This window comes from Neptuniibacter sp. QD57_21, assembly GCF_047778075.1.
In the GTDB taxonomy this organism is placed as follows: Bacteria; Pseudomonadota; Gammaproteobacteria; order Pseudomonadales; family Balneatricaceae; genus Neptuniibacter.
The window spans coordinates 1,041,873-1,056,274 of record NZ_CP180549.1; the positions used below are offsets into that span (position 1 = coordinate 1,041,873).

Annotated in this window: 11 protein-coding genes; 9 read left to right on the forward strand and 2 right to left on the reverse strand. The window is 42.8% G+C overall.

Going from position 1 to position 14,402, the window contains the following annotated elements; all coding sequences use genetic code 11:
* Positions 1-87 precede the first annotated feature (87 nt).
* Both ACMXYS_RS04545 and ACMXYS_RS04550 read left to right on the forward strand, forming a co-directional pair.
* Positions 88-1,392 (forward strand): surface lipoprotein assembly modifier, encoded by a 1,305-nt coding sequence (locus ACMXYS_RS04545; protein WP_415897722.1) that lies wholly within the window; start codon positions 88-90, stop codon positions 1,390-1,392.
* A gap of 11 nt (positions 1,393-1,403) precedes the next feature.
* Positions 1,404-3,149 carry a FecR domain-containing protein gene (locus ACMXYS_RS04550; RefSeq protein WP_415897723.1) on the forward strand — a complete coding sequence of 582 codons (1,746 nt, stop codon included), beginning with the start codon at positions 1,404-1,406 and terminating at the stop codon, positions 3,147-3,149.
* Positions 3,150-3,163: 14 nt separating this feature from the next.
* On the opposite strand, the gene ACMXYS_RS04555 is transcribed toward ACMXYS_RS04550, so the two are convergent.
* A complete protein-coding gene (locus tag ACMXYS_RS04555; protein WP_415897724.1) occupies positions 3,164-3,922 on the reverse strand; it encodes an MBL fold metallo-hydrolase in 759 nt (252 codons plus the stop codon).
* Positions 3,923-3,987: 65 nt separating this feature from the next.
* Between ACMXYS_RS04555 and ACMXYS_RS04560 the strand changes: the two genes are divergently transcribed.
* Positions 3,988-6,246 carry a GspE/PulE family protein gene (locus ACMXYS_RS04560; protein WP_415897725.1) on the forward strand — a complete coding sequence of 753 codons (2,259 nt, stop codon included), beginning with the start codon at positions 3,988-3,990 and terminating at the stop codon, positions 6,244-6,246.
* 3 nt (positions 6,247-6,249) lie between these two features.
* Complete coding sequence (locus ACMXYS_RS04565) at positions 6,250-8,442, forward strand: CHASE2 domain-containing protein (protein WP_415897726.1); 2,193 nt, start codon at positions 6,250-6,252, stop codon at positions 8,440-8,442.
* Between the two features lie 4 nt (positions 8,443-8,446).
* Here ACMXYS_RS04565 and ACMXYS_RS04570 read toward each other — a convergent pair whose 3' ends face one another.
* Positions 8,447-10,039, reverse strand: coding sequence for a GAF and HD-GYP domain-containing protein (locus tag ACMXYS_RS04570; RefSeq protein WP_415881924.1), 1,593 nt, complete (start codon positions 10,037-10,039; stop codon positions 8,447-8,449).
* A 300-nt stretch (positions 10,040-10,339) separates the two neighbouring features.
* Between ACMXYS_RS04570 and ACMXYS_RS04575 the strand changes: the two genes are divergently transcribed.
* The 5 genes from ACMXYS_RS04575 to ACMXYS_RS04595 are packed head-to-tail and all read left to right on the forward strand — an operon-like array spanning position 10,340 to position 14,396.
* On the forward strand, positions 10,340-11,128 hold the full coding sequence (locus ACMXYS_RS04575; protein ID WP_415897727.1) for a putative hydro-lyase: 789 nt from the start codon (positions 10,340-10,342) through the stop codon (positions 11,126-11,128).
* 39 nt (positions 11,129-11,167) lie between these two features.
* Positions 11,168-11,902: a 5-oxoprolinase subunit PxpA gene (locus ACMXYS_RS04580; RefSeq protein WP_415897728.1), complete on the forward strand. Its 735-nt coding sequence runs from the start codon at positions 11,168-11,170 to the stop codon at positions 11,900-11,902.
* A complete protein-coding gene (gene pxpB / locus ACMXYS_RS04585) occupies positions 11,899-12,576 on the forward strand; it encodes a 5-oxoprolinase subunit PxpB (RefSeq protein ID WP_415897729.1) in 678 nt (225 codons plus the stop codon). The genes ACMXYS_RS04580 and pxpB overlap by 4 nt, the downstream gene beginning before the upstream one ends.
* Positions 12,573-13,517, forward strand: a complete 945-nt coding sequence (locus ACMXYS_RS04590) for a biotin-dependent carboxyltransferase family protein (RefSeq protein ID WP_415897730.1) — start codon at positions 12,573-12,575, stop codon at positions 13,515-13,517. The genes pxpB and ACMXYS_RS04590 overlap by 4 nt, the downstream gene beginning before the upstream one ends.
* Positions 13,518-13,550: 33 nt before the next feature.
* Positions 13,551-14,396: a DUF4392 domain-containing protein gene (locus tag ACMXYS_RS04595; protein ID WP_415897731.1), complete on the forward strand. Its 846-nt coding sequence runs from the start codon at positions 13,551-13,553 to the stop codon at positions 14,394-14,396.
* Positions 14,397-14,402: the final 6 nt, after the last annotated feature.

Consider the following 14,402-nt stretch of genomic DNA (forward strand, 5'->3'; position numbering starts at 1 on the left):
AATAGTATGGTTATGAGATGGCACTAATCTCAAAACATTGATACTGTTTGAATTTTTATATCCTCTTAAACTGGGAGAGTGTTAAGAGTGGGCAAGTTAGCTAAGTATGGGTCTGCGATTTTCTTATATTGCCTTTCCTCATTTGTAGTGGCTGATACAGTCACTGATCTGAAAAATTTAGTTGATCAGGGTAAGTATAATCAAGCCTATCAATTAGCCTTGTCTCACCTAGATAGTTTGGAAGGTGACCCTGCTTTCGATATGCAGTACGGGGTCGCAGCGATCGATAGTGAGCACGTTAGTGAAGGTGTATTTGCACTTGAACGCGTTATCTTTTTAGAACCGAATAATTCTTTAGCAAAACTTGAATTAGCGAGAGGTTATTACCTTTTAAATCAGTATGAGAAAGCTGAGCAGCTATTCTTACAAGTGAAAAAGGTTAACCCTCCAAAGGTAGTTGCCAATCGTATCGAGCAGTACCTCTCCCTTATCGATAAGAAAACAACAATTCCTCCAACTAAGTTCACAAGCTTTGTTGAAATGTGGGCGGGTTACGATAGTAATCTGAACGCAGGACCTGATGATCAGACCAATGTCGTTATTTTAAGTAATGATGCATTAGGCAAAGACGACCAGTTTAATCAGGTTCGTCTTGGTGGCTTTATAGAACACGCGTATAGCCCAGACGCTGCTCTTCTATTTGGAGCACATGCAGATATGCGTTTTTATCATGCGGAAGATGAACAAGATTACAAGAATGTTACGATTAATGGTGGTCACCTTTGGAAAATGGATGATCAGCAGTTTCAGATTAATATTTCTCTACAAAAGTACCTGTTAGACCGTAAACAGTACCGCGATATGTTTAGTGTAAATGGTCAGTGGAGTACACAGGTTAGCCGTAATTCAATTGCTAAATTCTTCGTTGGCGCTAATTCACTTGTTTATGATGATGCAGATTGGAAGGATGCTCTGCAATTAAATGCAGGGGTTAATTACCTTTATGCTGGAACAGGGGCATGGAGCCCTCTTTATTTTGTCGGAGGGTTCATAGGTAATGAAACACCTGAAGAGTCCAATATATTGTCGGATTCACAAGTCGATAGAGTCTTTTTTGGTGGAAATATAGGCGTTCAATTTAGCCCACAAGAGAATCTGAAATTTACACCTTCTTTTACGTATCAAGGAAGTGAATATGCTAGCAATGATTGGATTTATGGCGTGAAACGTCATGATAAATACATGTTAGCTAATCTAAATTTTGAGTGGGTTGTAGATCCTTCTTGGACTTTATTAGGAAACTATAGCTTTACGAAATCTAATTCAAATATTGAACTGTATGAGTATGACCGACAGCAGGTCATGCTCGGGCTTCGTTACAATTTCCAGTGAGGTGATAATTTATGAGATTTTTTATACTTGCCTCTTTCATGCTAATAGCTAGCAGTTTTTCTCATGCTACGGGAAGTGTCGGTAAAGTCATTCTTAGTTTTGGGCAGAATATTGCGGTCTCTTCGTCAGGTGACGAGCGTGCTTTGAAGCGTCAATCTGAAGTATTTAGTAATGATGTACTAAAAACCAGTCACAATGGCCGCTTGCAGATTCGCTTCACAGACGGCTCTCGTTTGTCCTTAAAACCTAATACCGAATTCAAAATTGATGATTACCATTTTGATGAGACAAACCCCGAAGATGGCAAAGCAATTTATAAGCTACTGAAAGGTGGTATGCGAACTATATCGGGTCAAATTGGTAAGGTGGATAAGGGCGATTATCAACTGGATGCTGTTGTTGCGACAATCGGTATTAGAGGCACAGACTTTAGCGTTGAAAAAGTAGGTGAAAAAATAAGTGGTTCTGTTAACCAAGGTAAAATAAATGTTGCAGCTAAGCAGGGGGATAACCGAGATATTTCTGCAGGTAGATCCTTTAGTCTACTAGGCCCTAAAGGCAAAATTAATGAATTTAAAACACTTGTAGTAGCAGATAGTTCCGAAGAAAGTAGCGAAACTTCGGGTACAGAAGAAGAGACTGACGGACAGGAAGAGAGTGATGCAACTTCCGAAACTGATGAGGCTACCTCAGGAGACTCTCAAGAAACAGAAACAAGCGATTCTTCCGGAGCGGAAAGTAGTGATGATTCTGCAACGACATTGGATTTAAGTACAACAGTAACAACGACAAGTAACAGTCTTGATAGCTCTATTCCAGCAAGTGATCCTGTGTCTGAAGCTAATACGCAGGACTCAACCCTAACCTCTCCTAACCCTACAGGTTCTGGTACTGCTGCTCCTTTAGGAAGTATGGTGGCTGTTGCGTTTACAGGGTATGACGCTCTAAAAGGTTTAAATGGAAGTTCTGGTCGGGTATTAGTTGACGGTCAATCGGCCATTACTATTGATAGTAATCTAGGATCAGGGGATTTGATGACAGGTTTAGTCTATTTTGATTCTAGTACATCCTCTGATAATGACTGCACACCTTGTAGTTTTACTGGCCCTGCCTCTATTGCAAGCCTTACGGACAATGCTACTAAGAAGGTTGGAGGAGTAAATGTTACTTGGGGACGTTGGGGGACTGATTACACGGTGATAGAAGATGGTTCTGAAGTGGAAACTATAGGAAGTTTTCACTTTATGTATGCAGATAGTCTGACTCCAGCCTCAGTTATTACAGCCAAAACAGGTGATTATGTTTACCGCCTAAGTTCGACAGCAGGAGGTTATACGTCACCGCAAATTGAAACAGGAGCTACCGGTTCATTAAATAATTTCTCCACTAGTCCGGGCTCTGGAGGTCATTTATACAGCGGTACGTATTTCCGAGTAGACTTTGATAGGCAACAGTTATTAGAAATTGGTATAGAAGCAAATGTGGCAGGGCGAAACTATCTATTGCGAGAAGACGCAAATGCTAACATGAGTTTGAATAATATTCTAAATGGCAATGACGTTAAAATATCCGGTACATGTTCAGGTGGCGATTGTGGTGCTAATACAGATATGTCAGGGCGGATGACAATTGATTTTGTTGGCGATGCTGCAGAAGGTGCTGTAACCAGTTATGGAGCTACTGGCGAAAATGCTGGAAGTGGGACTACAGGAACAATTTCTGGGACTATTTTGTTAGAAGGAAAGCTATCTCCTTAATTAGGAATGGTGTTTTATAAATTAATGATATCACCGTGATGTAAACGGTCTATCTGCCAGTTCGGTAATAATTTTCGGCACTGTTGCATAATCGTATCTTCAAATCCTGGTTTAAGGTGGGTAATCATGATACGGGTAGGATGGTTTAACAGGGCTAACTGGTTGACGAGATGACTAGGTGTTAAATGACCGCTCAAGCGAGCGAGTTCGTCTACTTCATCAGTAAATGATACATCGATAATTAGTAGATCGGGCTTTTGTGTATTAAGAATGGGCCAGAGCAAGTCATTGATACCTGTATCACCACTAAAGGCAAATGAGGCTTCTCCATCCGAAACTAAGTAGCCTGCAGTGGGCGAAGGATGTACTGCAGGGATAACTTCGATCATTTTTCCTTGTAGGGTTAATTTATCTCCTACATTTACTGAGTGAAGTTTAATGATTGGGTTATCTTCAGGTAAACAGGTGTAATCAGGCCAGATGGTCCAGTTAAAAATATGTGTTTCGAGAGCTTCAACTACTTCAGGTAACGCGAAAACGTTAATAGGACTTTTATGTCGGTCATAAATAGTCGCTAACATGAGCGGAAGGCCAATAATATGGTCTAAATGAGCATGGGTTATAACAACATCTTGAATTGCGAGCATTTGTTCCATTTTTAACAGTTCAACACCTGTACCAGCGTCGATTAGCAAGGAATCGTCTAATAAAAATGTTGTTGTTTTTAAACCATGGCCGATACCGCCACTGCAACCAAGAATTTCCAGCTTCACTTCCCACCTCTGGTGCGGCTATCTTTAATTAGAAAACTATAATACTGACATTATGGTAGTAGAGCATGACAAAAGCGATAGAAAAGGATACACAGCAGTTTTATTCTCGTTTAACTAAAGTGCTGAGTAAGATCCATCAGGCTAAAAGCTTTGAAGAAGCTTACCCTCTGGTCGAAAAGACATTACTCGCTTTGTTTAATGCTCAGCGTATCACCGTATACCAACGAAATCGCTCGAGCAAGGATATTGTATCCCGCTTTAAGACAGGTGAAGATTTAACTGAAATTCGTGTGCCTATTACAGCATCATCTATCGCAGGCTTTGTAGCACTAAGTAAAAAAGCAATAACAATCAAAGATGTACGAGACTCTTCGGAACTCGAAAAAATACATCCCTCTTTACGCTTTAATGCCTCCTTCGAGAAAAATATAGAGTTCACTAGTCGTTCGATGTTAGTCCTGCCTATTTTGTATCAAGATGTACTATTAGGCGTCATACAGATAATAAATCGGCAAGATGGTAAATCTTTTTCAGCGATTGATTTAAAAAGAGGGCGGCAATTTGCTGAGCTACTTGGGCAAAAGTTCCGTTATGATTTTGGTTGTACAGAAACACCGTTTGAATACCTTTTAGAGCAAAACCTAATTGAACAGAAAGTGTTTGATCAATTAGAAAAGAAAGCTGATGCTAGAACGCCACTGACACGATTGTTGAGAGACAATGCCAGACTGACTAGCCAGCAAATAGGGCAGTCATTAGAGTGCTTTTATCAAGTCCCTTTTGTTGCTTATAACCCAGAAAGATATTTTCTCCACCCTTTATGTGAAAAGGTAAATAAGGCTTATCTGCGTAATAGTAATCTTGTTTTATTGTCTGAGCAGAATAGTGAGACGGTCTTAATCTTAATTGATGACCCCAATGATACTAAGCGTCTGATCGAAATTAAAAATGTAGTAGGTCAAAGAGATGCTCATATATGTGTTGGTTTATTAGATGATATTCATCAGTATCTAGGGGTCGTTTCTTCAGGAGGGAAGCAGGATAGCGCCAACCTCAGTACCATTCTCGATGAGTTAGATGATAGTGCTGAGATGGATATGGATGAGACGGTTGCGGAAAACGATGAAGTTTCAGAGGAAGATTCAACCGTTGTTCGTTTAGTTAACCGTGTATTACTGGATGCTAAGCGGCTTAGGGCGTCTGACATTCATATTGAACCAGGAAAAGGTAAAACACCGACTAATGTTCGTATGCGTATAGACGGTGTTTGCCAAGATATCATTCAGGTCCCTGCGACGCATGCTAAAGCAACAGTATCGCGTATCAAAATTATGTCTCGTCTAGATATTGCTGAAAAACGCCTACCTCAAGATGGAAAGTTTGCGGTGCGTTTACAAGGCCATCCTCTAGAAGTTCGTGTTGCGACAATACCTACCGTGAATGGCGAGGGTGTTGTTATGCGTTTGTTGCAAAGCGGTGACCCCGTTGCTTTTGATCAGCTTAATTTTGTTCAGTCAATTCAAGACGGAGTTAAAGAATTACTGGAAAACCCTCACGGTATTTTATTGGTAGTAGGACCAACAGGTTCAGGTAAAACTACCACCCTGCACGCGCTGCTGGCTACTTTGAATACGCCAGAAAAGAAAATTTGGACGGCTGAAGACCCTGTTGAAATTACACAGCCCGGTCTGCAACAAGTCCAGATACAACCAAAAACTGGTTTTACCTTTGCTGCGGCATTGCGTGCATTTTTACGTGCTGACCCAGATATAATTCTGATTGGTGAGATGCGTGATCAAGAAACTGCCCATGCGGCAGTAGAAGCATCGTTAACAGGTCACTTAGTTTTATCAACATTGCACACCAACTCTGCACCTGAAACCATTACCCGTTTGCTTGATTTGGGTATAGATCCCGTCAGCTTCTCCGATGCTCTCTTAGGTGTACTGGCTCAGCGTCTAGTAAGAACGCTATGTCCAAGTTGTCGTAAAGCCTATAAAGCTTCAAATGATGAGATCGCTTTTTTGCTGCGTCGGTACGGTGAGCAGGCGGGTGAACTGATTATGGGAAATAAGGTGGAGCTTTATAAAGCTGTAGGTTGTGAGGAATGTAACCATACTGGGTATCGAGGGCGCACAGGTATCCACGAGCTATTGATTTCGACTCCGGAGATGAAAGAAAAAATCTACCAAGGCGCAACAATTGGCGAAATTCGTCAACAAGCGATATCAGATGGTATGCGTAGCCTACTGCAGGATGGGATACAGAAAGTACTTAAAGGCGACATCGATTTCGATCAACTGCGCAGAGTGACGGCAGAATAAGCGATGAAACAACGTTGGATACGAACTGTTTTAGGGCTAGTACTCACTTTTGTGATGCTAATACCCGTGATTCAGGGGAATCGACTTGAGCTGTTAGAGCGTTTTGAATATGACCTCTATGATCTGCGGTTACGACAGTTTTTGTCTGAGGAAAAAGATCCACGCATTGTTATTGTCGATGTAGATGAGAAAAGTTTGGCCGCCGAAGGGCGATGGCCTTGGAACCGAGCTAAGTTGGCGCTAATGTTGGACCAGCTTTTCGACCAATACGGTGTAGCTATTGTTGGTTTTGATATGGTCTTCTCAGAGGCTGATCAAAGTGTCGATCTATCTGCACTTAAACAACTGGCATCAGAATCAAAAGAGAAAACTTTAGATCAGCTTCTGGAAAAATTAAATTCTGACGCTATTTTCTCGAAAGCGATTGCCGATCGTCCTGTCGTGTTAGGATATCTTTTTGACCGAAGTTTGAAAAAACTGCAGATAGGTCATCCCGGTAGTCCGGTCATTAGTGATGATGAGCGCTTAGATCGGTTACCCATACCTGAAGCGAGTGGAATTATCTCCAGCCTTAATGAACTTCATAGTGTAAGCGTATGGAACGGCTTTTTTGATAATCCAATGGTGGATTCAGATGGTGTTTACCGTCGTGTACCGGTGTTGCAACGTTATGCGGATGAATACTATCCCTCATTAGCGCTTTCTATGCTTTTGGCGTTGTTTGGAGAGCAAGCTGTGACTGCAGTGATTGAGTCGGATGTCACTGGCAAGCAAGACGCCTTAGTGGCTGTCGATGCTGCAGGGGTGCGTATTCCAGTAGATCAACATGGTGCGGTACTTGTACCGTATCGAGGCCCTCAAGGTAGTTTCCCATATATATCAGCTACCGATGTAATGCGCGGCACGGCCGATGCAGAACAGTTGGAAGGAGCGATTATCCTTGTCGGCACCAGCGCTGCTGGCTTGTTGGATCTGCGAGTTACCCCAATGAGTAACCGTTACTCGGGGGTAGAAGTGCATGCAAATATATTATCCGGGATGCTGGATGAACGTATCCAACACCAACCGGATTACACTTTGGGTGTTGAGCTTATACAGTTGATAGTGAGTGGTGTCTTACTCTCGTTGATCATTCCACGCGTTTCTGTTTTAACTTCGACGTTATTCACATTAGTCTGGGTTGCTATGCTGGTGGGTGTGAATCTTTACGCTTGGCAACAGATGTTTTGGGTTATTCCGTTAGGGTACACCTTAATTCTAGTATCCGTACTTTATCTCTTTCAGCAAACCACAGGTTACTTTTTCGAGGCACGCAATATAGCTCAATTGGCAACTCAGTTTGGTCAATATATTCCCCCGGAAGTAGTGGAAGAGTTGAGTGAGCAAGATCAAAGCGTACAGCTCAGCGGTGAAAACCGTGAGATGAGTGTGTTCTTTTCTGATGTGCGTGGTTTTACTAGTTTGTCTGAGCAGCTTAATCCGCAGCAATTAACCCGATTGATGAATATTTACCTCACAGGTATGACTCAGATAATCCATGAGCAACGTGGCACTGTAGATAAATATATTGGTGATGCCGTGATGGCCTTTTGGGGCGCGCCACTGAAAGATGAGAATCATGCCCGTAATGCATTGAATTCGGCGATGAAGATGCTGGATGCTCTACCTGAATTGAATAAGCAGCTTGAACAAGAGGGCTTACCGACCGTTGACGTAGGTATGGGAATTAATAGTGGTCCAATGAATGTGGGTAATATGGGATCGAGTTTCCGTATGGCTTATACCGTGATGGGGGATGCAGTAAACCTTGCCTCAAGGCTGGAAGGGCTGACCAAATATTATGGAACACCACTTTTAGTTAGTGGAGAAGTAGTATCTCTGGTGCCGGAGTATAGTTATCGGAAGCTGGATCGCGTACAGGTTAAAGGTCGTAGTGAGCCTGTAGATATCTATGAACCTATCTGTTTGCGTGAAGCGTGCACTACTCAACAGAAATCTAGTATCGAACTCTTTTCTTCAGCGATAGCGGCCTATGTTCAAAAAGAGTGGGTTTTGGCAGAAGAACGATTTGGGCAATTCCTTTTAGATCACCCTGATGACAAGATGACACGAATCTATCTTCACCGTATTGCCGAATTCAAAGATGTTCCGCCAACTGCTGACTGGCGTGGCGTTTATAGCCACACCAGCAAATAAACGATTAATTTAAGCCGGGTAGGGATGTTGGATCAAACTCATCGATCTGACGTGGTGTCATATGCGATTGAGCATATTCTAAATATGTACCGCTTTCGACAAACAGCTTGAATAGATCTGCATCCAGATGATTATCTTCCACCATCCGACCCAAGATAGTCATTGCTTGCGATAGCAGCATGCCTTTCTTGTAAGGGCGATCAGGTGAAGTCAGTGCTTCAAAAATATCAGCGATACACATAATTCGCGCACGTGTTGATAAATCTTCTGCTGTGATCCCTCTAGGATAACCGCTGCCATCCATATGCTCATGGTGGTTACAGGCAATTTCAGGAACTTCGGATAGTTGTTTGGGATATTTCAGGGATTCCAGCATGTCGATCGAAACTTTTATGTGATCGCGCATCACTTGACGTTCGTCATCGGTTAATGTGCCTTTACTGATACATAAGTTATCCACTTCATCTTTAGAGAGTAGATGGCGTGCGTTGCCTTCACTATCAATCCAGCTTATCTCACTGATACTGACCACTCGTGCTTTGTCTTCAGGAGCCATAAACTCAGAGCCAGTATTAGATTTACGAATAAAATCGAAATCGATATCTAGCTGTTGTAGTTGAGCGGTCAGCTTTTGCTCAGCAGATGCATATTCTTCAGTTGATAGTTGCATCTGTTGTTGCAGTAACTCAATTTGCAAATGTTGTTTGTATTCTCGAAAACGGGATTCAACCAGATCTATCCGATCAAACATTGTGTGTAGTTTTGTTGCTTTATCAATGATGTATTCAGGCGTGGTAATCTTGCCGCAATCGTGAAGCCATGCTGCGATCCGCAACTCGTACATCTCTAGGTCATTAAAGCTAAGATCAGCAAACGTTCCATCAGTTGCGTTGTTAACTGCTGAAGCAATTAACATGGCTATTTCTGGTACTTGTTCACAATGCTTACCTGTAACGGGTGACTTATGGTCTATTGCACGGCCAATCAATTTAATGAATGACTCAAATAACATTCTTTGAGCATCGATTAAGCGGCGTTTAGTTAATACTGCAGCTGCAAGTGATGCCAAAGATTCGACTAAATGCTGTTGGGTATCTGGGAAGGCAATGATGTTGCCATCATTATCCATAGCATTAAGTAACTGCAATACACCGATTATTTCCCCTTCATGGTCTTGTAAAGGCACACATAAAAAGGATTTTGAACGGTAATTTAGTTGCTTATCGAACTTACGTGTTCCTGAAAAATCATAGTCGTCGCAGTCATATACATCGGGGATGTTGATGGTTTCCCTCTGGACGAAGGTTTGAACCACAACTAGTTTGGAGGCTTGTTGTTGAGCATTGTGGATCTCTACCGCAGGGAGGTCGCGAGGCTTTTGATGAATGCCTAAAGAACGGTTATGAAGAACAGAGAATTTTAGCTCGTTTTCATTATCTTCATTAAGAGTATATAGGGTTCCGCCATCCGCATTGGTTAGGTACATACACCCCAAAATAATACGATCTAGCAGTTTTGAGTGATCTTTCTCAGATGTTAAAGCGCCTGTTAGATCGGCTAATTGTTTAACGACTTCCTGAGTGTCTAAGTAACTCATAGAGGTTCCAATATAAAATCCAAAATGCATCTAAATGGTTTTAGAATGCGACATAGTGTTAAAAGATTGGTTATCTATTTGATCATCTTAGCACTAAATAGAAGTAAGACCTTTCATTAAGAACAGTAAATTACTTTTAAATCAGTCCAATAGTGACTTTATTTCTATATCGGGTACATACTTAGATAAATGGTTCAAACGTATCATCTTGTTATGACCCTATGGCTAAACTTGGTACGTAGCTAGCTTGAGTCGTATAGAGCTTTTTCAAAGGTTTCTTAGTAGCAAGTAGGATCAATTATGTATTCAGATAAATCACCATTGCAGATACGTCAGATGATTCGTAGAGGAGAATTTCAAGATAACACCTCCGGAGTTGCGGCGGGGTTTGTACAAGGTAATTTGGTTATTTTGCCTAAAGATTATGCCGGTGATTTTTTACAGTTTTGTCAGTTAAATCCTAAGCCTTGTCCCCTGATTGGTATGTCTGAAAGACTGGGTGAATTTATGTTGCCGAGTCTAGGGGAAGATCTAAATATCTGTACTGATATTCCTAAATATCGAGTCTATCGGGATGGTGAGTTAATCGAAGAACTGCCAGATGTATCTGAATTGTGGCGAGATGATCTGGTCACCTTTGTTCTAGGTTGCTCCTTTTCATTCGAAGAAGCGCTATTGGCGGATGGTTTAGAGATCCGAAATATCACTGAAGGGGTTAACGTCCCAATGTATCGAACCAATATCCCCTGTAAGTCCGCAGGCTGTTTTAGTGGTGATACGGTTGTCAGTATGCGACCAATGAAGGCGGCAGATGCGATACGAGCTATTCAAATCTGTAGCCGTTTCCCTTCGGTCCATGGCGCGCCTCTACATTTGGGTGATCCTACAGAGATCGGTATTAATGATATTCACAACCCTGATTTTGGCGATGCGGTCACAATTAAAAAGGGCGAGCTGCCCGTTTTTTGGGCCTGTGGGGTAACGCCGCAAGTTGCAATAGAACAGGCCAAACCCTCGTTCTGTATTACTCACAGCCCAGGCCATATGATCGTGACAGACCTACCCAATAGCCGCCTTGCCATCTTCTGATCAAGGTGTGATTGAAGGTTTTGATTTAAGGAATACTGAATGAGTTTAAAGCTAAATTGTGATCTAGGTGAAAGCTTCGGTTCATGGAAAATGGGACTAGATGAAGCGGTGATGCCGCATATTGATCAGGCAAACATCGCTTGTGGTTTTCATGCCGGTGATCCGTTGGTTATGCAGAAAACATTGGCACTCGCCAAACAAAACGGCGTCATGATTGGTGCGCACCCGGGATATCCTGATCTTGTTGGCTTTGGTCGACGTAGTCTAAAAGTGAGCTCTGATGAACTGACATCGATGCTGCTTTATCAGATCTCTGCATTAGATGGGATGGCAGCCAGTGTAGGACTAGAGCTTACTTATGTTAAACCTCATGGTGCGATGTATAACGATATGATGGCGGATACTTCAATTCGCCAAGATGTGATGCGTGCTATAGCGGCTTACCACAAACCATTAAGGTTGATGTTGCAAAGTACTCCACAGGCGGAACAACATCGGGAAGAAGCGAAGCAGATAGGTATCGAACTGTGGTTTGAGATATTTGCTGATCGTTGCTACGCCGATGATGGCAAGCTTTTGTCACGTTCACTTCCAGGCGCAGTTCATAGCAAAGAGAAAATGTTGGCTCAAGTACGCCAGCTCAAAGAGATTGGCACCGTCACAACCGTAAATGGCCATCAACTTAAACTGCAGGCCGATACGTTGTGTGTACATGGGGATAATATGGAGGGCGTTAATGCAATCCAAGAGATCCGAGAGTTAATCCAGTCATGAGAATAGAAGTAGCAGGGGAAAATGCGCTGATCATCTATTTTGGTGATAAAGCCAGCCCAGAAACCTCTGCCAAAGTGCAGCAGGCTGTTTCTGTCTTAGAGATAGAGTTGGCCGGTAAGCTAGTCGATCTCGTCCCTTCCTATGCGTCTTTGTTAGTGATCTACGATCTGTTTAGCTGTGATCATCTGGAAATAAAAAAACACCTCCGTGAGTTACTCTCTCAGCTCGATCAAGCTGAACAGCAGGTGGGAGATCTAGTTTTTTTACCTGTTTATTACAGTCCGGAATCGGGCCCTGACCTAGAGATGTTGGCTCAAAATGCGAATTTGGATGTGGATGAAGTTATTAAGATTCATAGCCAACAAGAGTACAGAGTTTATGCCATAGGTTTTGCCCCAGGATTTGCCTATTTAGGAGAGGTCGATCCTAGAATCGCTGCGCCGCGTTTATCCACACCCAGACAAAAAGTACCTAAAGGTGCGGTAGCCATTGCTGATCGGCAGACCGCCGTGTATCCAGCTGAATCTCCAGGTGGCTGGAATTTGATAGGTTTGTGTCCAACTGAAATGTTTACGCCGGATAAAAAACCGAATATGCCGGTTAAGGTTGGGGATAGAGTGACGTTTAAGCCAATTACCCGAGACGAATATCTCGCGTTAGGCGGACAGTTATGAGTGACACGGGTTTTAAAGTATTGCAGCCGGGCCTGTTAACACTTATTCAAGATGCAGGCCGTTTTGGTCACCATCGTATTGGTTTAACGACCGGTGGGCCTCTAGATGCGCAGGCCTTTAAATGGGCTAATCGTTTATTAGGCAATGACCTAAATAGCTCTCTACTAGAAGTCAGTATTGGCGGATTGGTGTTGGAATCCCATGTTGATACTTACATGGTTGTGACCGGAGCAGATATCCCGTTTAAGGTTAATGGGCTAGAAAGAGAGTGTTGGCATGCCCAGAAAATCCAGCAAGGGGATCGGATCGAGTTAGGCTTCGCAACTAAAGGTGCGAGAGCTTATTTAGCGGTGAGTGGCGGGTTTCAGATAGAGCATAATTTCTCCAGTAGCGCGACCGTTATGAGAGAAGGTGTCGGCGGTATAGATGGCGGCAAGCTTCAACAAGATGATTTTCTATACTGTACAGAAGTAAACGAGGCTAAAGCCTATCGTCTAGCGGAGCATCATCGACCACAATACGATGAATATGCCTGCTTGCGGGTTATCTGCGGTTATCAACAGCATCTTTTTAGCGAACACGATAAGCGCATATTTTTTAGTAGCGAGTATGAAGTTACTGATCGTGCCGACCGAATGGGTTATCGATTATCAGGTCCTGAAGTTAAAGCGTCGGTAGATGGGATTTTATCGGAGGGAATCTGCCATGGTGCCATACAGATCCCGGCAGACGGACAACCAATCGTTTTACTGAATGATCGACAAACCATTGGGGGCTATCCAAAGATTGGCTCTATGCTCTCATTAGATACTGCAAAAATGGCGCAAATGATGCCCGGTGCCAAAGTCTCGTTTGAGCAGATAACGATTGATGATGCGCACAATATTCAATCATTAACGCAGAAAAAATTTGAACGAACCGAGCCAGATAAAGTGAATTAGCGATCCACAAGTATCAGTTGTATAGGTGCCGTTATGCCACATGAAACCACGATAAGTAAGCAGATCGAAGATCTATTGGTTGCTAGAAATTTGCGTGGCATGCAAACGATCCAGCCCGAGTTGGAATCTGGCTATTACCTGCGTGCAGCTCAAATGCTTAATCGATGCAGAGGGCATGTATTGATTGGAACGGGCTTCCCCGTTGTGGATACTTTTGAAACGGATGGGCCGGTAGGTGCGATCGCGCTGTATAAAGTGTTAGAAGTAATTGGCGCAACACCCGTTATAGTATGTGGTCCACCGGTATCTCAGGCGCTGATGCCTGATTATAGAGTTCATGAAATTCGTGTGGGCGAGCATAAAGAGCGGACACTGGAAGCTTTCCAAGCGTTGTATCAATACAACCCCGAAGCTGTGATCTCTATTGAGCGTCCAGGTCAGGCTGAAGATGGCCGCTATTACAATATGCGCGGTGAGAACATCAGCGCTCGTACTGCCTGTTTTGATACTTTTATCCTGAATGCTAAATGTCCAACCATAGGTATTGGTGATGGTGGTAATGAAATAGGTATGGGTAATGTCAAAGATGCGCTTCAAAATCTCGATATAAAGGCATCTGTTACCGAAGTGGATGAGCTACTGATTACAGATGTATCTAATTGGGGAGCCTACGGCATAATTGCTTTTCTAAGTTTTTGGAACCATCGAGATTTCTTTGCCGATATACAGCCCTTGGAAATACTTCGCTATCTTTCCAAATTAGGCAGCGTCGACGGTGTGACAAGAGAAAATGAGTTAACTGAAGACGGTTTGCCGGCATCCGAAGGTCAAAGCGTGATCAATGATTTAAGGCAGATTATTGGTTTGGTAAAAGAATAAGTGGAG